This is a genomic window from Streptococcus sp. FSL W8-0197 (genome assembly GCF_037963785.1).
Classification (GTDB): Bacteria; Bacillota; Bacilli; order Lactobacillales; family Streptococcaceae; genus Streptococcus; species Streptococcus oralis_CQ.
On sequence record NZ_CP150168.1, the window covers coordinates 1,129,246 to 1,150,196 of the forward strand.

A 20,951-nucleotide genomic window follows, 5' to 3' on the forward strand; every position below is an offset into this window, starting at 1 on the left:
AGCCTTAGTCTTTCTCAATCATGCTTTTCGCGATTTTCAAGTCTGTCACAGTTGTGATTTTAAGATTTGAATATTCCCCTTTAGCTAGGGCAACATCCTTCCCTTTGATAACAAAAATCTTACATGCATCCGTCAGGATTTCCTTTTCTTGGTCAGATAGGGAACCATACAAATCCATGAAATCCTTGCAGCGGAATGTCTGAGGTGTTTGACCTTGATAGAGGTGAGCACGATTTGGAATATCAGTGATAAACTGACCATTAGTACTTTCAACAATGGTATCAACTGCTTCTACTACTGTGTCAACCGCATCATGATTTTGGGCCAGTTTGATATTGTCCTGAATCATGCGAAGTGTAATAAAGGGACGAACAGAGTCGTGGGTAATCACGATATCTTCTGGAGTGATTGGACGATAGGCATTAATAGCTTCTATAATCTTCTCGATACTGGTATTGCGATCAGCACCACCCTTGGTAATGATGATGCGATCCTTGTGGAGAGAAAGATACTTATCAACTAGGTCCTCAGCGTGTGACACCCAATCTCCATGAACTCCAACTACAATTTTTTCAATACTTGGTTCTAAGACGAATTTTTCAATTGTGTGGATCAAAATAGGTCGATCACCCAACTCCAAGAATTGTTTTGGTAAATTACTGATTCCCATGCGTGTGCCAGTTCCTCCGGCTAGGATTCCTGCATAGATCATTTATATTCTCCTTTAGTTTATTCTAAAAAACTCATTACCATCTATTATATCATAATCTGCCTCCATCATGAAGAAAAGATAGAGCACCATTTAGTTGAACTAACACACTATTTATCGTAAAAAGTGAACAATGTCTTACTAAATCTGGAAAGACCATAACAAATTAAGAAATAAAATTAGGTTATCCTCTATATTTTCCTCTCAACGTTCGGTTAATATAGAGTCCTTTAGAATATAATAGAAATCTTAAAGAAAGCTTAAATGAAATTATTTGTTTAGCAAAGAATACTAGGTGTGCATAGTAAATTTCTTAAAAGTTGTTTGAGAGACTCATTATAAAAGGTTATATATCTCATGAATTAAACAAATAATAGACTTTTGCCCCTAAAATTGATAAAATAAAAAGAAAAATAATAGAAAAAAGGAAACTGTAAACCGCCATGATGAACATGCAAAACATGATGCGCCAAGCACAAAAACTTCAAAAACAAATGGAACAAAGTCAAGCAGAACTCGCTGCCATGGAATTTGTTGGAAAATCAGCTCAGGACCTTGTCCAAGCAACTCTGACTGGAGACAAAAAAGTTGTCAGCATTGACTTCAACCCAGCAGTTGTAGATCCAGAAGATCTCGAAACCCTTTCTGACATGACTGTTCAAGCGATTAACGCTGCTCTTGAACAAATTGATGAAACTACTAAGAAGAAACTAGGTGCTTTCGCTGGAAAATTGCCTTTCTAATCCACAAAAAAGAGAAACATCTGTTTCTCTTTTTTTCTTAGAAATCAAAGAATTCCATTGCTTTCTTTAAGAGTAATTCCGTGTATTCCGGATCATCTTGAGCCATTGTGACTTGTGACTGGACCATTTCAAGATCATCCGTTATCATGCCATCTGCTCCAAGTCTGACTGCCTTATCAAAGGACTCAGAACTATTCACAGTCCAAACATATAGTTTCTGATCTGTTGTCCAAAGTTTATTGACAAAGTATTCATCCAAAGTTGAATACTCCATGGTATAGCCAGTCGCCTTGGTTCTCGGAAACACACTATTATATGGCAGAATGAAGTATACTGGAATTTCAGAATCATAAGCCAAGACCTTATCAATCACATGATAGTCTAGTGACTGCATCTGGTGGCCATATTTCTTGATAGTCGCTCCATACTTTTCGAGAAAATGGTCCATCATTTGTGGACTATCTTTTTTACTGGTTTTAATCTCAATCAGCAATTTTTGGTTTAAAGCATTTGCGCGTTCTAAATAATCATCAAAACTTGAAATCTTTGTTTGATAGCCATTCTCGTAAATATCTGTATTTGTTAATTCATCCAGAGTTAAGTCTTGCGGTGTAGCATTAATTCTTGCTAGCGATTTAAGGTTAGCGTCGTGCATCATCACGAACTGACCGTCTTTCGTTTCTTGCACATCCATCTCGACGAGGTCTGGTTTTAGTTGGGCTGTCTTTTCTAAAGACTGTACCGTATTTTGAACACCATTTTTATTACTTACTCCTCTGTGTGAAATCACTAAAGGTGTATTGGTATCCGGAGACTCCAGATAGATATAACCTTCTAAAGCAAAAAAGATACTTGCACACCCCATGACTCCCCATCTCATCAGATGGTCTTTCTTTCTCCTTGGCATGATCTCCAACTCTTCTCCCGTCAGGAAGGAAACAAACTTCACTAGGAAATAAGTCAGGGTCATGTAATGGAGGTTTTTAATCAAGATAAAATTAATCACACCAAGAATCAAGGATTCTTTTTGAGTAAAATTATCCATTACAGCCTGAGCAAAGAGCAAGGGAATTAACAAGACAAAGAAGAAGAGATAGGTTTTAATGATAATGAGTAGGAGATGCCAAGAGAAGAAAAGGACGTTTTTCTTCGTCTTTTGGAGACTATATTTCACACTTTCTCTTACTGTCTTTCTTTCAAAGAGAATCTTAGGAAGAGCAAACATGAAACGAACAGAAATGTAGAGAAAGATCCAAGCGGATGCTATGATCAACAGCCCTACCAGCCAGTTCTTATCTTCTAGATATGTAACGATAAAATCGGGGATAATAATTTTATTGAGATAGTAGATTTTTAAAATTTTCCTAATAAAAGGAAAAAGTAGAGCTACATAAAAGAAGACAAAGGCCATCTTACAAAAGCTCAATCGTTTGACAAATAGAAAGCTCTGGTGAAAGACTTTTCGACTATATTCAATCAGGGTTCTCTTTTCATGGTAGAGAAGGTGACGCGCCCCGATGAACAAAAGACAGATTTGAAAATAAGCCACTAAAAGATTGATTGCTATTAAAATGAGAAAGGCTAAACTGACAAAAGGCGAGCCTTGTATAATCGCCCAAAAGTTATTGTAGGAGATAAACAAGTAACCTGTTTGTCTTAGAAGTATGCCAGCTATCCATGAATTCAATGGTAACCAAACAAACTCTACCATCATGAAAATCAAGAAAAATAGAAATAAAATCTTATCTAGGTTATAGTATATCTTCCTAAAACCTAGCTTTTTAGGTTTTTCAGGTTTCATAAGCACTCCTAGTCTAAAAATTGGGATAAATCTAAGCCACCAAAAGGATTATTCATAGAAAAACTGCTCTGGTCTTCTATTAATAGCTTTCCTTCATCTGATTCCAAAAAAGCTTCGTAAACACGCGCCGTCATGCGGGCATCCTCTAAACTGTTATGAGACTTCCCGTGAAAGCCTAAAAAATTTGCAACAGTTTGCAATTTAAGATTGGCTATGCCGTGTAAATCAGAACTACGGCGTTCAAAAGCCTCCTCATATAGATCAACCTTATACTGGTCACGATAATCAATACCATGCTCCAAGAGAATAGGCAAATCACTCTTAGCTGCATTGTAACCAACGATAGGTAAATCGCCAACAAATGCTTGAAAGTCCTTTAAAACTTGTTCTACTTTTGGCGCATCTTTCAAGGTTTCAGCTGTGATCCCAGTCAAACCATTGATAAAACTCTTCAATGGGGCTGTAGTATGAACATAAGAATCAAAAGTAGCACATTCTTGTCCATCTTGAAAGCGGACTGCTGATACTTGAATTAAATGGGTAACCCCCTCGTGTTTATTGAATTCCAAATCAAAGGCGATATAATCTCTTAATTTTTCCATTATTTACCTCAATTACTACTCAAAATAAACTATAAATAATAAAAGAAGCCATTAGGTTAGTGAGTAACCCAAACAGCTTCTTTATTTTCCTCCAAAAAGGCGAGCAAAAAAGCCTTTTTTGGTTGCTTGGACTTCTTCTTTTGCTTGGTCCAACTCGAGTTTCAAGGTTTCTTGATCCTTCATCGCTTGAAGAGTTAACTGTTGCTGTTGGTCCAACTGTTTGTCCTTTTCAGCAATCTGTCGGTCTTTGATACGCATCTGTTCATCTTTTTCTGATAACTGGCGGTCTTTTGCCTTAAGCTGCTCGTACAGGCGAAGAATTTCAGCGTTTTTCTCATCGACCAAGATTTCCATCAGTTCACGTTGTTTGACATCATCACTGACTGGTTCATCTTCAAAAATCGTTTTTTTGTAGATTTCCTCTAGCTTGATCAAGCCACTTCGAGTAACTACAGTTACACCTTTGTCATTTTTTTTCGTGTCCTCTTCTGGAAGTTCTTTGACACGATTGTTGATTGCTTGACGAGATAGTCCTAAGACCTCTGCAATCTCACTGACGGTCATTTCAATACTCATAATATCCTCTGAAACGTTTTCTAGCTTTTCTTTATTTAAATCTTATCATAAGCTAGATAAACTGTCAAATTTCCGCTTAATCCAAGGCCTTTAAAAAGGCTAGTAAGACTTGGGCAGAACGACGTCCAGCTTCGATAATAAACTCATCAAAAGAGATAGAGGCTTCATGATTGGCATTGTCACTCATAGCACGAATGACTAGGAACGGTAAATTAAGAGACTGAGCCGCTTGTGCAATAGCAGCCCCTTCCATTTCAACTGCTAAAACATCAGGGAAGTGGGATTTGATACTAGCAATCTTATCATCTCCAGCTATAAAACTGTCTCCTGTAGCAATCAAGCCTAGGTGCCAGGTCAGTTCTAACTGAGATAAGTTTTCTTTAATCCTAGCGATAAATTCCTTATCTGATTCAAAGTAAAGAGGTTGTTGCGCCATTTGGCCATAAGCATAGCCAAAAGCAGTCACATCCACATCATGGTAAGCCAACTTATCCGCAATCACTACATCTCCAACAGCAATCCCTTCGGCAAGAGCACCTGCTGATCCTGTATTGATAATAGCTTCTACCTGAAAATGGTCAGCTAGAATAGCTACACTCATAGCCGACATGACCTTTCCAATCCCACTCTGAACTAGAACGACTTCTGTATTGCCAACAGAGCCAGTGTAGTAAGTATTTCCAAGGACTTGGACTTCTTTAGGTTTGTCCAAATTCTGAGTCAAATATAGGAGTTCTTCTGGCATGGCAGCAATGATTCCAATTTTCATTTCAAGTCCTTTCAATTACAAGAGTTTCATCGCTAAAATTAACAAAATCAAAAGTAGGATGACTGCAAACAAGATACGATTGAGTTTCGAATTAAAAACATTTCTCTTAGTGTTCTCAATGCGGCGACTCTTATGAATCGTTGGCTCTACTTCGATTGTTAAGGTATCTTGACTAAAACCGTGGTCTCTAGAACGTGAATAACCAAAATGTTGTGAAGACGTTGGTAGGATTTTTGTTTCCTCATCATCTTGAAGAGGTGGTCCTGAGATTTTCTCACCACGATTGGCACGTTCAATCATTTCGTCTGTTAATAAAGGTTTTCCCATGGGTTTCTCCTCTATTTCTTTTGTAGTTCCCAGTACTGAATCGCCATAATGGTCTTGGCATCACAGATATGACCTGACTGGATCAGGTTCTTGGCTTCCTCTAGACTTACTTCTAGGACTTCCAAGGTTTCATCATCATCTTGTGGGCGAGGATTTTCCACCTTGACCAAATCACTAGCGAGGTAGAGTTTTAGTTTTTCATTACAAAATCCGATCGCAGAATAGAAATCGTACAACAGTTCTAACTTACCAGTGTATGCAACTTCTTCTTCCAATTCACGAAGGGCCGCTGCCATTGGATCAGCATTTTCACCAAGTTCAAGTTTACCAGCAGGAATCTCATAAGAAACCGCCTCGATAGCTTTTCGGTATTGCTTAACGAGAACGATTTTGTCTTCAGCTGTCACAGCTAGTACACAAACAGCTCCATTGTGAAAAATTAAATCACGTTGGGCAGTACCTTTGCCTTCTGGCAGTTCTACCTGATCTTGCACCAGTTTAAAGATAGGGCCTTGATAGATTTCTTTTCGACTAAGCGTTTTTTCTTCAAATTCCATAATCGACTCCTACTGGTTCTTAGGATGATGAGGCAAGCGCCTTGCGTACTCATCCTTGTTAACTTGTCGTCCACGTCCAACTGCGATAGCATCCGCAGGTACATTCTTGGTAATGGTTGAACCAGCTCCAACCAGAGAATTATCTCCAAGTTCTACAGGAGCGATGATGGTTGAATTTGAACCAACAAAGACATTGTTGCCAATCACGGTCTTATATTTGTTTTTACCGTCATAGTTTACTGTAATCGTACCAGCACCAAAGTTAACATGGCTGCCTACTTCACTGTTTCCGATATAGGTTAAATGACCTGCCTTGGTATTTTCACCGATTGAAGAACCTTTGACTTCTACGAAGTTTCCAATATGAACCTGAGAAGCTAGGCTTGAACCTGGTCGGATATGGGCATAAGGACCTACAGTCACGCCATCTGAAACTGTACTTTCCTCTATCATGGAATTCGTAATCACAGCCCCAGCTCCAATATTACTATCCACAATATAAGTTCCATTTGTTAAAATAGTCTCTGCCCCAATCTTCGTTTGACCTTTTAAGGTAACATTAGCTTCGATTTGGACCTCAGGAGCAATCTCAACATCAATGTCGATGTAGGTTGCTTCTGGATTGACAAAGCTGACGCCGTTAACCATGTGCTTTTGATTGATACGGCGTCGCATCACTGCTTCTGCAGTCGCAAGAGCTACACGGTCATTTACCCCAAGACTTTCATCAAAGTCTTTCAGAGTATAGGCACCAACCTTCTCACCAGCCTCACGGAAAATACCAATCACATCGGTAATATAGTACTCTCCTTGAGCGTTGTTGGTGTTGATATTTTTAAGGGCTTCAAAAAGACGTTGGTTATCAAAAACGTAAGTTCCTGTATTGATTTCCTTGATTTGTTTTTCAAAGTCTGAGGCATCTTTTTGCTCAACAATACGAAGAACTTCTGCATTATCGTTACGGACAATTCGACCGTATCCAAAAGGATTTGCCGCTTCAGCTGTTAAAATAGTCGCCACATTTTTGTGATTGATATGGAAATCTAAGAGATTTTTCAAGCTTTCACCCGTAATCAGAGGCGTATCCCCAGCGATAACCAAGGTATGGCCAGTACGATTTTGGAGAATAGGCTCTGCCATCATGACAGCATGCCCAGTTCCTAGTTGTTCTGTTTGGGTAACAAAGTCTGTCTGACCAGCTAATACTTGCTCAACTAGCTCAGCCTTGTGACCAACTACAGTAACTGTTTTTTCAGGTTGAATAGCACCAACACTACGAAAAACATGTTCCAACATCGAAATTCCAGCTACTTTGTGAAGTACCTTTGGAAGATCTGATTTCATGCGAGTACCTTTACCCGCTGCTAAAATAATGGCATAATTTGACATAATCTTCTCTTTTCTCTAGAAATTCCCTTATATTATACCATAATTTAGTTTCTTAGGAGTAAACAAACAGAGAAATAGGGAAAAGACGCTCATATATTCACTTTTTCCGATGTTTTCTTTGATTTTTTTATCTATTTACGTTAAACTATTTAAATATGAGAAAAAAGATTCATCCAGCTATTATTTTTACTTTATTTACTATATTTATAGCTATTTTGATCCTCAATAGACCAACTTATGAAGACCATCCTGTCAAGTCAAAACCCAATGCAGTCCAGGTTGAAAATCAGGCCTTGCATAATCTTGACAAACCTATTATTGACGTCTCTGGCTGGCAAAGACCTGAGGAAATCAACTACGATACCTTGTCTCAAAATATTTCAGGTGTTATTGTTCGCGTCCACAATGGGGCTCAACATACTGAAAAAAATGATGCGGCTTATGCCAATGGTATTGATAAAGCCTATAAAAGTCATATTACAGAATTTCAAAAGCGTAATGTCCCAGTTGGAGTCTATGCCTATCTAGCTAGCCCCAGCAAGGAAGAAATGGAAAAAGCTGCTGAGGTTTTCTACAACGCTGCTTCTCCTTACAACCCTAGTTACTACTGGCTTGATGTTGAAGAAAAAACAATGTCTGATATGAACGAAGGGGTCGAAGCGTTTCGTGCCAAACTGGAATCTTTAGGTGCTAAAAATATCGGAATTTACATCGGTGTTTATTTCATGCAAGAGCATAGTATCAATACAGACAAGTTCTCTGCTGTTTGGATTCCATCTTATGGAACGGATTCAGGTTACTTTGAAACCACGCCTAATACTGATTTAGACTATGACCTCCATCAGTATACTTCAAAAGGAAGAATTGCTGGATTTGAGCATCATTTAGATATTAATCTCATTTCTACCTTGAAGGAAAAAGAAGAAACCTTCAGAAAACTATTTTTAAGACCATAAGACAAGTGAAAATTGCTCTCTTTTTCACTTGTTTTTTCATTTTCTTCTCGTCTGTGTTATAATTGATAGAATAGAGAAAGAATTTTATGAAATTGAGGATTTTATGATGTTTTCATGGATTGCAAGAGTTATTAAGGGAATAGTCATCGCCTTAGGATTTATCTTACCAGGAATTTCTGGTGGTGTTCTGGCAGCTATTTTGGGAATCTACGAGCGAATGATTAGCTTTCTGGCTCATCCTTTTAAGGATTTTAAAGCGAATGTCCTATACTTTATCCCAGTAGCAATCGGGATGTTGCTAGGCATTGGTTTGTTTTCTTATCCAATCGAGTATCTGCTAGAAAATTATCAAGTCTATGTTTTGTGGAGCTTTGCGGGAGCCATCATCGGTACAGTTCCTAGCCTCCTTAAAGAATCTACTCGAGAATCTGATCGTGACAAGATCGACCTAGTCTGGTTCTGGACCACCTTTATCCTTTCAGGCCTAGGGCTCTACGCGCTAAACTTTGTTGTTGGTTCTCTCAGTGCTAGTTTCGCTAGTTTCATCTTAGCGGGTGCTCTTTTAGCTCTAGGTGTCTTGGTGCCTGGTTTAAGTCCGTCAAATCTACTCTTGATTTTAGGGCTGTACGCTCCAATGCTAACTGGTTTTAAGACCTTTGATTTATTCGGAACTTTCCTTCCTATTGGGATTGGTGCAGGAGCAACTCTTATTATCTTTTCAAAATTAATGGACCATGCCTTAAACAACTACCACTCCCGTGTTTATCACTTTATCATTGGAATTGTTCTTTCAAGTACCCTCTTAATTTTGATTCCAAATGCTGGAAATGCTGAAAGTATCCAATACACTGGACTTTCTATTGTGAGTTATGTTCTCATCGCCTTCTTCTTTGCACTTGGCATTTGGCTTGGTATCTGGATGAGTCAATTGGAGGATAAGTATAAATAATGGCAAAAAAAGTCAAGATTAAAAAAACCTTGGTCGAGCAAATCTTGACCAAGGCGGGTATTGACCATTCTGGTATTCAGATCAATGCGCTTGAGGGTGAACTTCCTTCGGAATATGATCGAACTCATATCTTTAAAACCTTGGCTCTATTAGGGGACAAAACAGGGCCAATCATCGGAATCGTTCCCATAACAGAACACCTCGCTGAGAAAAAACTAGCAAAGGTTTCTGGTAATAAAAAAGTCAGCATGATTCCACAAAAAGACCTAGAAAAAACGACAGGCTATATTCATGGGGCTAATAACCCCGTCGGCATTCGCCAAAAACACAATTATCCCATTTTTATTGATCAGACTGCTTTGGATTTAGACAAAATGATTGTCTCTGCTGGAGAAGTCGGGCACAGTATCATCATACGACCTCAAGACTTAGCCAGCTTTGTAAAAGCGGACTTCGCTGATATCTTGGAGAAAAACAACTGATGAAACTCTACTTTGTCCGTCATGGTCGGACTGTCTGGAATCTTGAAGGACGTTTTCAAGGTGCTAGCGGCGACTCTCCCCTTCTTTCAGAGTCCATTGACATCCTAAAACAACTGGGTCAACATCTCAAGAAAATTCATTTTGATACGATTTATTCTAGTGATTTACCCAGAGCAGTTAAGTCTGCTGAGATTATCCAAAGTCAACTCCAGTCCCCTTGTCCTTTGAAGAGCATTCCTAACCTACGTGAATGGCAACTTGGCAAACTAGAGGGATTAAAAATCGCTACGCTTAATGCCATCTACCCACAACAAATCAAGGCCTTTCGCTCTAATCTGGCTCAGTTTGATACGAAGATGTTTGAAGCTGAGTCCCTTTACTCTACGACTCAGCGAACCATTCAGTTTATCAAATCTCTGAAAGAAAGTTCGGCTGAAAGAATTTTGATTGTCGGGCATGGGGCAAATCTCACTGCTAGCCTACGCACTCTCTTAGGCTATAAAGAAGCTCACCTCCGCAAAGAAGGAGGCTTGGCCAATGCTAGTCTGACAGTTTTAGAGACCGAGAATTTTGAAACCTTCACTCTGGAAAGATGGAATGACACTTCCTATCAAGAAAAATAATGGAACTTGATCTTAATAGTCAAGTTCTTTTTAGTTTTCAAAGAATATCCGTGAATTTCTCTGCTATTTATGATAAAATGGGAGTATCGCAAAAAATGACTCATCGTATCAAATTTTGAGTAAAATTAGGAGGAACCCATGTCTACAGAACATATGGAAGAACTAAATGACCAGCAGATCGTTCGCCGTGAAAAAATGGCTGCGCTCCGTGAACAAGGAATCGATCCCTTCGGAAAACGTTTTGAACGTACTGCTAACTCTCAAGAACTAAAAGACAAATTTGCAGAACTTGATAAAGAACAATTACATGAATTAAATGAAACTGCTACTATCGCTGGACGCTTAGTAACCAAACGTGGAAAAGGAAAAGTTGGCTTTGCCCATCTTCAAGACCGCGAAGGTCAAATCCAGATCTACGTTCGTAAAGATGAAGTTGGTGAAGAAAACTACGAAATCTTCAAAAAGGCTGACCTCGGTGACTTCCTTGGTGTCGAAGGTGAAGTCATGCGTACAGATATGGGAGAACTTTCTATCAAGGCAACTCACATCACACACTTGTCTAAAGCACTTCGCCCGCTTCCTGAGAAATTCCACGGTTTGACTGACGTTGAAACAATTTACCGTAAACGTTACCTTGACTTGATTTCTAACCGTGAAAGCTTTGAACGTTTTGTCACTCGTTCAAAAATCATCTCTGAAATCCGTCGTTATCTAGACCAAAAAGGATTCCTTGAAGTGGAAACACCTGTTCTTCATAATGAAGCCGGTGGTGCTGCTGCTCGTCCATTTATCACTCACCACAATGCCCAAAACATTGACATGGTGCTTCGTATCGCGACTGAGCTTCACTTGAAACGCCTTATCGTTGGTGGTATGGAACGTGTCTATGAAATTGGCCGTATCTTCCGTAACGAAGGAATGGACGCCACTCATAACCCTGAATTCACTTCTATCGAAGTTTACCAAGCTTATGCGGACTTCCAAGATATCATGGACTTGACGGAAGGTATTATCCAACACGCTGCTAAATCAGTTAAAGGTGATGGTCCTGTTAACTACCAAGGAACTGAAATCAAAATCAATGAACCATTTAAACGTGTTCACATGGTAGATGCTATCAAAGAAATTACTGGTGTAGACTTCTGGCAAGACATGACTTTCGAGGAAGCTAAAGCTATCGCTGCTGAGAAGAAAGTTCCAGTTGAGAAACATTACACTGAAGTTGGTCACATCATCAATGCCTTCTTTGAAGAATTTGTTGAAGAAACCTTGATTCAACCAACCTTTGTCTATGGTCATCCAGTAGCTGTGTCTCCACTCGCTAAGAAAAATCCTGAAGACAACCGCTTTACTGACCGTTTTGAGCTCTTCATTATGACCAAGGAATACGGTAATGCCTTTACCGAGTTGAACGACCCAATCGACCAACTTAGTCGCTTTGAAGCCCAAGCCAAAGCTAAAGAACTTGGTGACGATGAAGCAACAGGTATCGATTACGACTACATTGAAGCTCTTGAATACGGTATGCCACCAACAGGTGGTTTGGGTATCGGTATCGACCGTCTCTGCATGCTCCTCACTGATACAACTACTATCCGTGACGTATTGCTCTTCCCAACAATGAAATAATACTCTTCGAAAATCTCTTCAAACCACGTCAGCGTTGCCTTGCCGTAGATATATGTTCCTGACTTTGTCAATCTTATCTACAACCTCAAAACAGTGTTTTGAGCAGCCTGCGGCTAACTTCCTAGTTTGCTCTTTGATTTTCATTGAGTATAAACCCTTATCCTCTGGTACTTTCCAGAGGATTTTTCGATGCAAAAAGAGACTGAGAAAAAACTCAATCTCTTTTCTTATTCTTGATTTTTAACTTGACTGGTGGCTACATCTTCCCCAAACCATTTCTGGCTGATTTCCTGGAATTTTCCTTCTTGGTATAGTGATATAAAAGCCTGATTCAGAGCAGCTAGCAAAGTTTTATCAGCAGGTCTAACACCCACTGCAAATGCTTCACTTTCAAATCCAGCTGAAAAGACATTGTAGTCATTTAATATTCCTTCAGACTGGAGATAATAATTGGCATATACCCGGTCAATCACAAGGGCATCAATCCGATCATTTTTCAAATCAATCAAGGCTTCATTGAAACTTTGGTATTGATTGGCCTTCTGATCTTTCACTTGATTCTTGAGTAGTTCGGGTTGTCCTTCAAAATTCAAATAGCCAGAAGATCCTGCCTGGGCCCCTAAAACTTTGTCAGTCATATCCTGAATTGAGTGGATATTTTGAGACTTTTTAGAGACCAAAACTTGTTGATTTTCCATGTAAGGAATGGTAAAAGCAACCTTCTCTTTCCGTTCATCTGTAGCTGTATAGCCATTCCAGATGGCATCAATGGTACCATTTTGTAGCTCGGTTTCTTTCATATCCCAGTCGATGGGTTGAAATTTAATCTGAATTCCTAGCTTTTCAGAAACAGCTTGGGCCAGGTCAATATCAAAGCCTGCATACTGGCCATTCTTTTCCTCAAATCCCATGGGAACAAAGGTATTGTCAAAGCCAATGGTAATGCTTCCCTGTTTTTGATATTTGGCCCAATTATCCTGATTTGGATCACTTGCCTTCTGAGTACAAGCCGTCAGGAAGAAGCTAAAGAACAGAGCAAGTACAAGGGCAATTTTCTTTCTCTTCATAGGCACCTCCTAGTCCTACTTTGGATCAACCTTAAGGATCTGATCAGCAATGTTTTCCGCAAACTGAAGATCGTGGGTCACAACAATCTGGGTCATCCCACGCTCTTTATTTTGAAGGATAAGTTTTTCTACTTCTAATCGCAATTCTGGGTCTAAGGCTGATGTAGGCTCATCATATCCAATAATTTCTGGGTTTATCATCATGGCGCGTGCTAAGGCCACCCGTTGTTTTTGCCCACCTGAAAGTGAGAATGGAAAGGCATCTGCATGTCCAGCTAACCCAAGCTGTTCTAACAAACCACGCGCCCTCTTCTCAGCAACTTCCTTCTCCATGCTCATCGTTTTTATGGGCGACAGAGTTAAGTTATCTAGAACTGACAAATGCGGAAAGAGTTGAAAATCTTGGAAAACAAATCCCAGAAGATTGCGCTTTTCTAGTTCGTCTATAGCTAGCGATTCGCCGTTATAGTAGATTTCCCCCGAATCGATGGTTTCCAATCCAGCTAACATACGTAATAGGGTTGTCTTTCCGCCTCCTGATGGACCTACGATTGCAAGGATTTGCTTTTCAGGAATAGATAGGCTGAAGTTGGTTAAGATTTGTTTGCCACCAAAGGCCTTGTTGATATTTTGTAATTCTAACATAGCAATCCTCCTATCTGTAATAACTGTACTTCTTCTCAAGTTTTTTCGCTACAATGGTTACAAGACCAATCATAATCAAATAAATCGCTCCGGCTAAGAACATAGGAACAAGACTAGCATCTCGATTGGCTGCTGTCCGACTTGCCAAAATCAAATCTGAAATCCCAAGGGCATAAACCAATGAAGTATCCTTGACTAAACTCATGATTTCATTAAAGACGCTCGGTAAGACAATCTTTGTAACCTGAGGCAAAATAATATAGCGCACTGTGTCAAAAGGACTAAACTTCAAAACCTTAGCAGCCTCATATTGACCTTTAGGAATGGTTTCAATCCCACCACGAAAGATTTCAGCAAAGTAGGCTGCATAGTTCAATACAAAAGCGATCACAGCAGCAGGCAAACGATCTAAACGTATCCCAATGCTAGGGAGAACATAGTAAATAAAGATTAATTGCAAGAGCAAGGGAGTCCCTCGCATCACCCAAATATAAAGGTCAATCAGATAATGGAGGGGTTTCCAGCGGACTTGTAAAGCAAAGGCAACGACAATACCTAAAGGAATTGAAAAGATCAAGACCAGAGCAAAGACTTGAAGAGTCATACTTGCACCGTTCAATAAACTTGGTAATATCTCAAACATATAAGACATACTGCACCTCCTAAAAATTATTGTTCCTATTATAGCATAAATAAACAATTTAGCAAGGGTTTTTGTAAAAAAATTCTATAATTATTGAACTATACACCTTTATCTAAGAAATCAGAGCGAAATATCATCTTACAGAATTCGAAGAATTATAAGGATTCTAGACGAGAATATAGGTTTAACTTCTAATTCTGAGAGAACAATAATCAAAATATTTTTATCAAATATCTATAAAGATTTCAATGATATAGAACTCTATTTACTCTCATTCACTTCATACCTCTAGAGATATAAAAAAGAACCACTTTATAAGAATAGTATCATTTCTACTATCCATACAAGTGGCTCTTTGATGATGCCATAGCAAGGGCATCAAAATTTTTCAACTAGATTATTTAACTTTTTTGAAACGGAATAAGAGAATGGAACCAAATGCAAGTACTACTCCTACAACAGTAAGCAAGATAGTCATTTCAGATGTACCAGTATTTGGTAGTTCTTTATTTTCTTCTGGTTGTTTAGGTTTGTTATCTGAAGAACCCGGAGTCTCAGCAACATAAGTATTTATGATGGTTGGATTATTACCTGTAACTGTTGCTACAAGTTGACCTTGACCATTGTCTACAACTTTTACTGTTACTGTATAAGCATTTTTATCATAAGTTACACCAGTTTCATTACCAGCTTTTTCAGTGATCGTGTATGTGTGAATTCCTGCAGCAGTGTATTCAATCGCTGGGAAAGCAACTGTTCCGTCTGCAGCATTCTTAGCTGTAGCTACAAGTTTGTCGCCTTCTTTCAATTCAAATTCATATTTATCTGCCTCAAGAGTTTTACCATTTAGGACTTTTTTAGCAGTAATTGAAGTTGTTGCAGATTTAGCAGAATACGAATTTACAAAAACTTTATTGTCATATTTAACACTTGCAAACTTCTCACCATAAACATCTGTTACAGTAACTTCTGCGTTAATAGTCTTATCATCGTAAGCAAAACCTGGTTTTTGATCATTAACTTCTTTGATCTGATACTTATAAGTACCCACTGTAGAGAATTTAACGGCTTTAAATTTCACTTTGCCATCTTTATCATTCTTAACAGTTTCCACAACTGATCCGTTTGGATCAAGTAGTTGGAAGCTAAATTCTTCAGCAGCTAAGTCTTTTCCTTTTAACTGCTTAGAAACCTCAAATGAAACTTCTGTAGAACGTGAACCTGAACTAATACCTTCAGTTGTGGTTAATGGTGCAAAACCTTCTACATCAAAGTTTTCAGTCGAAGTCGTAATTTTAACGTTATTGAAAGCTTTCTTTGTTGTATTATCAACTGGAGCTGTGATACGAGTCTTATAAACTACATACAAACCTTGGTTGATTAGATCACCATTACCATTTGGAGTAATAGTGAAGCGATTAGAATCTTGAACAACAATGTGACTTGGATTCAAAAGAGGATGATGTTCATCCTTACCCCATTCAGTAAAGTAGTAACCTGTAATCTCACTAGCTAATACTTGCCCTTCAGGGATTGTATCTTGAATCGAAACGCCTTCATAAGGATTAGCATATTTGTTTACGCGAATATACCAATTAATATAATTTGGATCGTTCGTATCTTGAACTCCCCATTTAGTAAATCCTGTTGGATCCTCATCTGGAACAATACGAGTCAAATTGTATACTCCTGCTCCAGGAATGTCGATTGGATATGATTTATTGAGTTCAACATTATCAGCCCATACAACAGTAAATAAGGCCGAAATTTGTTTCTCTTCAGGTAAGTTAGCAAAATAATCTTCGTTAGTTACCGTTACAGTCGCTGTATTTACAGACTTATTTGTCGTTAACTCAGCAACTTTAGTGACTCCATCGTTACCAAAGATTTCAGTAGTTGAATCTGTTTCAATTTTGAATTCATTTGGAACTTTATAAACCATAAAGTCACCATTCTTCAACGTTGTTGAGTTGTCGAATTTGTAGGTGGTTTGAAGGTAAAATTTCCCTTCACCATACTCTGCACCGTCAACTAACTTATTATTGTTAATTGTCGGTACTGTCGTTAGCGTATAGCTACTAGATGGTAGTTCAGCAGCTTTAACCACATTGCTAGTTCTTAGTACTGGGATAAATACTGAAGCTACTAACAATAGCGCCATGAATGCATGAGAAAGTTTTTTATTAATCTTTTTCACAACATTTGCCTCCTTTATTTTTGGGGATAGATTCCCTTATTTATTATTATATATTCTTATATAAATTTGTCAAGTATTTCATAGTAGTTCGATGTTCAAATCATACCTTTAAACTCTTATTTTATAGGGTGTAGCAGGCTTTCATCGTTCAAAACTTCATCTAAATTGGCTATAAGAAATTCTAACATTTATATTATATTAGTAAAAAAGAAAAGACCTCTGAGGTCTTTCAAATCATTCATTTAAAGTCATTCGTTTCTGTTAATAAAATTTTACAAAAAATAGAAATCCTTAAAGTGTCTCTAATAGTTCTTGCATCTGAACATCATCTGGAACGAGTTTTAAATAAGCTTCAGCTTGCACTTTGGCTTCTTCAAAATACCCCAATTCACGTAGGAGATAAGTATACTGCTCCAGAAATTCAGGATTATCCTTGAGATCAAGCGATAGTTCCTGATAGAGCTCATAGGCCTTATCTAAATCCTCAATTTCCTGATAAGAACGGGCAATCATCCACTTGGTCAGGAGGTTTTCAGGTTCTTGACTTTGGAGAGCAATGATATCTTCGTACCGCTCTTGTTCCATATAAATGGTTGCAAGGCGAAGGAAAATTTCTTCTGTATCCTCTGCATCTTCTTTGGCAGTAAGGAGAAATTGCTCTGCACTACTAGGATCATGCAATTCATACGAAAACTGAGAAGCAGCCAGTAAGAGCCGAGTTTCAAATGGATTTTTCTCCAAACCTTGTTTAGCGATACGAAGGGCCTCTTCCACCTGATGTTCCTTATGCAAAGCTTGACTATAACCATATTCATATCCTTCAAAGTCAGGTGAAATGGTATCAATCTGCTTAAAGTAAAGAACAGATTTTTGATACTCTTCTTGGTCAAAGTAAAGACTAGCCAGTTCAAAGGCAGTTTGGTCATCGTATTCTAATTCTAAAGCTTTTTCTAAGAATTCAGTTGCAGCTTCAAACTTGCCTAACTGGGCATAAGCGTAGCCAATTCGTTGATAGGTTGAGACACCCGTTTGCTCATAGATGGAGCGATTGTCTAATTGAGCATAACCCTGAATAGCTTCCTGATAATTTCCTAACTCACTATCCAACTCAGCCAAACCAAAAACTAATAAGGGATCGTCTGAGTAGTTTAGGGCTTCCAGTAACTTTTCACGCGCTACATCTGTCAATCCTTCCAACTGATAGAGGTCAGCCTTCAAGGCCAAAGCCGACACGTACCAGTCACTTTCGGGTGTGATTTCCTCAAGGTGAGCAAAGGCTTCCTCAACATTGCCATCCTCACTAGCAATACTTGCTAAATTCAGATTCACTTCTGGAAATTCTGTAACGATTTTTTGGTAAATTTCTTTTGCTTGAGGATAAAAGCCAATTCCCTCTAGATAGCTTGCTAGTTCGTAAAGAACTTCACTTGAATCTGTTTCGAGGGCTTTGTGAAAATACTGATCCGCTTTGATTAAATCCTGTTCATCCAAAGCCTGGAGCATGTGTTGACTATTGTTCACTCTTGATTTCCTCCCCTTCTTCTTCATACAAACCGCTGACTTTTTTATACCAGTTAAAGATAGCTGAGATAACGACCTTGGCAGAAGCATAGACAGGAATTCCCAGCAAGACTCCCCAAATACCAAACATAGAACCTGAAGTTAGGAGAACAAATAGGACATTGATTGGATGGATGTTTAGCTGACTACCTAAAATAAGCGGAGAAACGAAGCGACCTTCAATCGTTTGTTCAACAATAAAGACAATAATCACTTTCAAAAGCATCACAGGTCCTGCTATCAAGCCCAAAACCAAAGCAGGCAACATGGCAAGAAAACTACCCAGGTAAGGTACTAGATTGAGGATACCAGCCGTGATCCCCAGAGTCACAGCATATCTGAGACCAATAATCTTAAAGAAGATAATAAACATAATTGCCACGATAATAGCAACTGTAACCTGCCCTCTAACATAGTTTGACAACTGTTTATTAACATCTGACAAAACTTGTCCGACAGGTTCTTTTAACTTGTTTGGGATGAATTTAGTCAGGTAATCTCGCAAGCCTTTCCCATCTCTCAAAAGATAAAAGAGCATGAAGGGTACGATAATAACCGCAACAATGACCTGGGAAACGCTACTGATAAAGGCGCTAACCCAGTTAACAGCTTGAGAAGAGATTTTGCTGGCCCACATGGTCGCCTCACTAGAAACATTGGAAAGAACCTGCTCCAACTGTGGTCTAAAATCATCTGGCAAGCGTTTGGTTACAAGGTCATTGATCACCTTATCAGCATCTTCCAGGTATGTCGGCACATTCTTCGCAAAATTTAAGACTTGACGTTGCAGATTAGGAATTGCGACTGCCAGCCCCCAAATGATAAAGAGTCCAATAACAACAAAAACAATACTAATGGCAAGGACACGATTGATCTTGTGCTTCTCCATCCAGTCCACAATCGGATTGAGGAGGTAATAAAGTAAACCAGATAAAATAACTGGCAACATGACAACTCCTAGAAAATCCAAAACTGGTAAAAAAATAAAACTAATCTTACTTAGAATAAAAATGTTTAGCCCCAGTAACAAAGTTACTAAAAATACAGTGATGGCTTTATTATCTAAAAACCACTTAAAAAACCAAGATAGGCTAAAATGTTTCTCTTTATGTTCCATAAATACATCCTTTCTGTCATTCTCTCATTATACCATTTTTAGACTAAAATAACTCTTTTTTAAAGTGCTTACATGGATGAATCTGATGCTTCATGACTGCCATTTTGTGGTATAATGAACTTATCATTATTAAGAGGTATGGACATGAAAGAAACTGTTTATTTTGGAACTTACACTCGTCGCTTATCTAAAGGGATTTACAAGGCAGATTTTGATACAGAAACAGGCCAGCTTGCAGATCTTGAACTCTTTGCTGCTGAACCAAGTCCGACCTACCTTGCCTTTGACCAACAGCAACACATATACACCGTAGGAAGCCAGGATGGCTTAGGTGGAATCGCTGCATACAAGACAGATGGCGCTTTGCTAAATCATGTGGTTGAAGAAGGCGCTCCCCATTGCTATGTGGCAGTGGATGAAAAACGTGGTCTCGTATACGGAGCTAACTACCACAAAGGCCAAGTTCTAGTTTATAAGCGCCAAACGGATGGTAGCCTCATCCAAACGGATCTAGATCAGCATAGAGGACAAGGCCCTCATGAAAACCAAACTTCTCCACATGTACACTTTACAGATCTAACACCTGACCAGTATCTCGTCACCTGTGATCTAGGTACAGATGAAGTAACGACCTACGATGTTAGTCCAGAAGGAAAACTAAGTAAGCTCCACACTTATCACGGCCAAGCTGGAGCAGGTGCTCGCCACATCGTTTTCCACCACCACTATAAGATTGCCTATCTCATCTGCGAACTTAATAGCACTATCGAGGTCTTGATTTATGATGGGGTCGGTGAATTTGAACGCATGCAAGTCATTTCAACCTTACCAGATGGATACGAAGGCTTCAATGCTACTGCTGCCATTCGTCTTTCAAAAGATGGCAAATACCTCTATGCATCTAACCGAGGTCATGATTCCATTGCAGTCTATACAATCCTCGCTGATGGTAGCTTGGAATTATTAGAGATTGTACCAAGTCATGGTAAAAATCCACGTGATTTCGACCTAACTCCTGATCAAGAGTTTCTCATTGCTGTTCATCAAGATTCTGATAACGCAACCGTCTTTAAACGCAATCCTAAAAGTGGTCGTCTTGCAGAACTTTCTAACGACTTTCATGTCCCTGAAGCAGTCTGCATCAACTTCCCACATTAAAAAAAATGAACTTGAGTTTCAAGTTCATTTTTTTATAGTCTATTTCCGACATTGATACGGTTGATAGCACGTTGCAATGCGATTTTTGCACGACGCTCTTGGTCAATCAAATGCTTGTCATGGGCTTCTTCGATTTCTCGTTCAGCGCGAAGTTTTGCACGTTCAGCACGACTGATATCGATATCACGAGCACGTTCTGCTGAGTCTGCTACAATAGTAATGATGTCATTGGCAATCTCGATAATTCCTCCGTTCACTGCAATCCAGTTCACATGAGTATCATCATCGATACGTTTTACCTTCACTTCATCAACCGCTAAAACCGCAATCATATTTTCATGTCGTGGCAAGATCCCCATCTCACCATCCAGAGTTCGTACCGATACAAAGCTGGCATGGTGATCATAGACGAGGCCATCTGGTGTCACGATCTGGACAGTTAAATGAGCCAT

The 20,951-nt window shown here is 38.9% G+C and carries 22 protein-coding genes; 7 read left to right on the forward strand and 15 right to left on the reverse strand.

The features are described 5' to 3' along the window. Positions 1 to 4 precede the first annotated feature (4 nt). A complete protein-coding gene (locus NYE79_RS05735) occupies positions 5 to 712 on the reverse strand; it encodes a 2-C-methyl-D-erythritol 4-phosphate cytidylyltransferase (protein WP_000638516.1) in 708 nt (235 codons plus the stop codon). A gap of 440 nt (positions 713 to 1,152) precedes the next feature. Between NYE79_RS05735 and NYE79_RS05740 the strand changes: the two genes are divergently transcribed. Next, positions 1,153 to 1,452 (forward strand): YbaB/EbfC family nucleoid-associated protein, encoded by a 300-nt coding sequence (locus tag NYE79_RS05740; RefSeq protein WP_000981516.1) that lies wholly within the window; start codon positions 1,153 to 1,155, stop codon positions 1,450 to 1,452. 37 nt (positions 1,453 to 1,489) lie between these two features. Here the strand turns inward: NYE79_RS05740 and NYE79_RS05745 are convergent, their stop codons facing one another. From NYE79_RS05745 to glmU, 7 genes are all read right to left on the reverse strand, one after another. Beyond that, positions 1,490 to 3,253, reverse strand: a complete 1,764-nt coding sequence (locus NYE79_RS05745) for a glycerophosphodiester phosphodiesterase (protein ID WP_316717349.1) — start codon at positions 3,251 to 3,253, stop codon at positions 1,490 to 1,492. A gap of 8 nt (positions 3,254 to 3,261) precedes the next feature. Beyond that, positions 3,262 to 3,855, reverse strand: a complete 594-nt coding sequence (locus NYE79_RS05750) for a 3'-5' exonuclease (protein ID WP_339293609.1) — start codon at positions 3,853 to 3,855, stop codon at positions 3,262 to 3,264. A gap of 81 nt (positions 3,856 to 3,936) precedes the next feature. Next, on the reverse strand, positions 3,937 to 4,431 hold the full coding sequence (gene rocS, locus NYE79_RS05755; protein ID WP_000021252.1) for a chromosome segregation protein RocS: 495 nt from the start codon (positions 4,429 to 4,431) through the stop codon (positions 3,937 to 3,939). A 76-nt stretch (positions 4,432 to 4,507) separates the two neighbouring features. Then, positions 4,508 to 5,200 (reverse strand): 5'-methylthioadenosine/adenosylhomocysteine nucleosidase, encoded by a 693-nt coding sequence (locus NYE79_RS05760; protein ID WP_339293610.1) that lies wholly within the window; start codon positions 5,198 to 5,200, stop codon positions 4,508 to 4,510. A 15-nt stretch (positions 5,201 to 5,215) separates the two neighbouring features. Then, entirely contained in the window at positions 5,216 to 5,527 is a 312-nt protein-coding gene (gene macP / locus NYE79_RS05765; protein ID WP_000517872.1) for a cell wall synthase accessory phosphoprotein MacP, read from the reverse strand. Between the two features lie 11 nt (positions 5,528 to 5,538). Next, complete coding sequence (locus NYE79_RS05770) at positions 5,539 to 6,084, reverse strand: NUDIX hydrolase (protein WP_268717052.1); 546 nt, start codon at positions 6,082 to 6,084, stop codon at positions 5,539 to 5,541. Between the two features lie 9 nt (positions 6,085 to 6,093). Continuing rightward, a complete protein-coding gene (glmU, locus tag NYE79_RS05775; RefSeq protein WP_339293611.1) occupies positions 6,094 to 7,473 on the reverse strand; it encodes a bifunctional UDP-N-acetylglucosamine diphosphorylase/glucosamine-1-phosphate N-acetyltransferase GlmU in 1,380 nt (459 codons plus the stop codon). Between the two features lie 155 nt (positions 7,474 to 7,628). Here glmU and NYE79_RS05780 point away from each other — a divergent pair, with 155 nt between their 5' ends. From NYE79_RS05780 to lysS, 5 genes are all read left to right on the forward strand, one after another. Beyond that, positions 7,629 to 8,429, forward strand: a complete 801-nt coding sequence (locus NYE79_RS05780; protein ID WP_216728400.1) for a glycoside hydrolase family 25 protein — start codon at positions 7,629 to 7,631, stop codon at positions 8,427 to 8,429. Between the two features lie 106 nt (positions 8,430 to 8,535). Further along, entirely contained in the window at positions 8,536 to 9,378 is an 843-nt protein-coding gene (locus NYE79_RS05785) for a DUF368 domain-containing protein (RefSeq protein ID WP_049478025.1), read from the forward strand. Beyond that, on the forward strand, positions 9,378 to 9,860 hold the full coding sequence (locus tag NYE79_RS05790; protein ID WP_216728401.1) for an aminoacyl-tRNA deacylase: 483 nt from the start codon (positions 9,378 to 9,380) through the stop codon (positions 9,858 to 9,860). Before NYE79_RS05785 ends, NYE79_RS05790 begins: the two co-directional genes overlap by 1 nt. Further along, on the forward strand, positions 9,860 to 10,483 hold the full coding sequence (locus tag NYE79_RS05795) for a histidine phosphatase family protein (RefSeq protein WP_216728402.1): 624 nt from the start codon (positions 9,860 to 9,862) through the stop codon (positions 10,481 to 10,483). Before NYE79_RS05790 ends, NYE79_RS05795 begins: the two co-directional genes overlap by 1 nt. 138 nt (positions 10,484 to 10,621) lie before the next feature. After that, positions 10,622 to 12,112: a lysine--tRNA ligase gene (gene lysS, locus NYE79_RS05800; RefSeq protein ID WP_000102443.1), complete on the forward strand. Its 1,491-nt coding sequence runs from the start codon at positions 10,622 to 10,624 to the stop codon at positions 12,110 to 12,112. Between the two features lie 227 nt (positions 12,113 to 12,339). On the opposite strand, the gene NYE79_RS05805 is transcribed toward lysS, so the two are convergent. The 6 genes from NYE79_RS05805 to NYE79_RS05830 form a co-directional block, all read right to left on the reverse strand. After that, complete coding sequence (locus NYE79_RS05805) at positions 12,340 to 13,179, reverse strand: amino acid ABC transporter substrate-binding protein (RefSeq protein WP_000823413.1); 840 nt, start codon at positions 13,177 to 13,179, stop codon at positions 12,340 to 12,342. Between the two features lie 15 nt (positions 13,180 to 13,194). Continuing rightward, positions 13,195 to 13,824 (reverse strand): amino acid ABC transporter ATP-binding protein, encoded by a 630-nt coding sequence (locus tag NYE79_RS05810; RefSeq protein WP_049501498.1) that lies wholly within the window; start codon positions 13,822 to 13,824, stop codon positions 13,195 to 13,197. Positions 13,825 to 13,834: 10 nt separating this feature from the next. After that, a complete protein-coding gene (locus NYE79_RS05815) occupies positions 13,835 to 14,476 on the reverse strand; it encodes an amino acid ABC transporter permease (RefSeq protein ID WP_000121156.1) in 642 nt (213 codons plus the stop codon). A 388-nt stretch (positions 14,477 to 14,864) separates the two neighbouring features. Continuing rightward, complete coding sequence (locus NYE79_RS05820; RefSeq protein WP_000723553.1) at positions 14,865 to 16,664, reverse strand: FctA domain-containing protein; 1,800 nt, start codon at positions 16,662 to 16,664, stop codon at positions 14,865 to 14,867. A 291-nt stretch (positions 16,665 to 16,955) separates the two neighbouring features. Then, positions 16,956 to 18,185, reverse strand: coding sequence for a tetratricopeptide repeat protein (locus NYE79_RS05825; RefSeq protein ID WP_044020860.1), 1,230 nt, complete (start codon positions 18,183 to 18,185; stop codon positions 16,956 to 16,958). After that, complete coding sequence (locus tag NYE79_RS05830; RefSeq protein WP_000400296.1) at positions 18,175 to 19,341, reverse strand: AI-2E family transporter; 1,167 nt, start codon at positions 19,339 to 19,341, stop codon at positions 18,175 to 18,177. Before NYE79_RS05830 ends, NYE79_RS05825 begins: the two co-directional genes overlap by 11 nt. A gap of 144 nt (positions 19,342 to 19,485) precedes the next feature. Between NYE79_RS05830 and NYE79_RS05835 the strand changes: the two genes are divergently transcribed. Continuing rightward, positions 19,486 to 20,499, forward strand: coding sequence for a lactonase family protein (locus NYE79_RS05835; protein WP_000665595.1), 1,014 nt, complete (start codon positions 19,486 to 19,488; stop codon positions 20,497 to 20,499). 32 nt (positions 20,500 to 20,531) lie between these two features. On the opposite strand, the gene NYE79_RS05840 is transcribed toward NYE79_RS05835, so the two are convergent. After that, positions 20,532 to 20,951: a F0F1 ATP synthase subunit epsilon gene (locus tag NYE79_RS05840; RefSeq protein WP_000940836.1), complete on the reverse strand. Its 420-nt coding sequence runs from the start codon at positions 20,949 to 20,951 to the stop codon at positions 20,532 to 20,534.

Bases quoted from the DNA above. Each gene is read 5' to 3' on its own strand.
- NYE79_RS05735 (WP_000638516.1), bottom strand. From the start codon at position 712: ATGATCTATGCAGGAATCCTAGCCGGAGGAACTGGCACACGCATGGGA.
- NYE79_RS05740 (WP_000981516.1), top strand. From the start codon at position 1,153: ATGATGAACATGCAAAACATGATGCGCCAAGCACAAAAACTTCAAAAA.
- NYE79_RS05745 (WP_316717349.1), bottom strand. From the start codon at position 3,253: ATGAAACCTGAAAAACCTAAAAAGCTAGGTTTTAGGAAGATATACTAT.
- NYE79_RS05750 (WP_339293609.1), bottom strand. From the start codon at position 3,855: ATGGAAAAATTAAGAGATTATATCGCCTTTGATTTGGAATTCAATAAA.
- rocS (WP_000021252.1), bottom strand. From the start codon at position 4,431: ATGAGTATTGAAATGACCGTCAGTGAGATTGCAGAGGTCTTAGGACTA.
- NYE79_RS05760 (WP_339293610.1), bottom strand. From the start codon at position 5,200: ATGAAAATTGGAATCATTGCTGCCATGCCAGAAGAACTCCTATATTTG.
- macP (WP_000517872.1), bottom strand. From the start codon at position 5,527: ATGGGAAAACCTTTATTAACAGACGAAATGATTGAACGTGCCAATCGT.
- NYE79_RS05770 (WP_268717052.1), bottom strand. From the start codon at position 6,084: ATGGAATTTGAAGAAAAAACGCTTAGTCGAAAAGAAATCTATCAAGGC.
- glmU (WP_339293611.1), bottom strand. From the start codon at position 7,473: ATGTCAAATTATGCCATTATTTTAGCAGCGGGTAAAGGTACTCGCATG.
- NYE79_RS05780 (WP_216728400.1), top strand. From the start codon at position 7,629: ATGAGAAAAAAGATTCATCCAGCTATTATTTTTACTTTATTTACTATA.
- NYE79_RS05785 (WP_049478025.1), top strand. From the start codon at position 8,536: ATGTTTTCATGGATTGCAAGAGTTATTAAGGGAATAGTCATCGCCTTA.
- NYE79_RS05790 (WP_216728401.1), top strand. From the start codon at position 9,378: ATGGCAAAAAAAGTCAAGATTAAAAAAACCTTGGTCGAGCAAATCTTG.
- NYE79_RS05795 (WP_216728402.1), top strand. From the start codon at position 9,860: ATGAAACTCTACTTTGTCCGTCATGGTCGGACTGTCTGGAATCTTGAA.
- lysS (WP_000102443.1), top strand. From the start codon at position 10,622: ATGTCTACAGAACATATGGAAGAACTAAATGACCAGCAGATCGTTCGC.
- NYE79_RS05805 (WP_000823413.1), bottom strand. From the start codon at position 13,179: ATGAAGAGAAAGAAAATTGCCCTTGTACTTGCTCTGTTCTTTAGCTTC.
- NYE79_RS05810 (WP_049501498.1), bottom strand. From the start codon at position 13,824: ATGTTAGAATTACAAAATATCAACAAGGCCTTTGGTGGCAAACAAATC.
- NYE79_RS05815 (WP_000121156.1), bottom strand. From the start codon at position 14,476: ATGTCTTATATGTTTGAGATATTACCAAGTTTATTGAACGGTGCAAGT.
- NYE79_RS05830 (WP_000400296.1), bottom strand. From the start codon at position 19,341: ATGGAACATAAAGAGAAACATTTTAGCCTATCTTGGTTTTTTAAGTGG.
- NYE79_RS05835 (WP_000665595.1), top strand. From the start codon at position 19,486: ATGAAAGAAACTGTTTATTTTGGAACTTACACTCGTCGCTTATCTAAA.
- NYE79_RS05840 (WP_000940836.1), bottom strand. From the start codon at position 20,951: ATGGCTCATTTAACTGTCCAGATCGTGACACCAGATGGCCTCGTCTAT.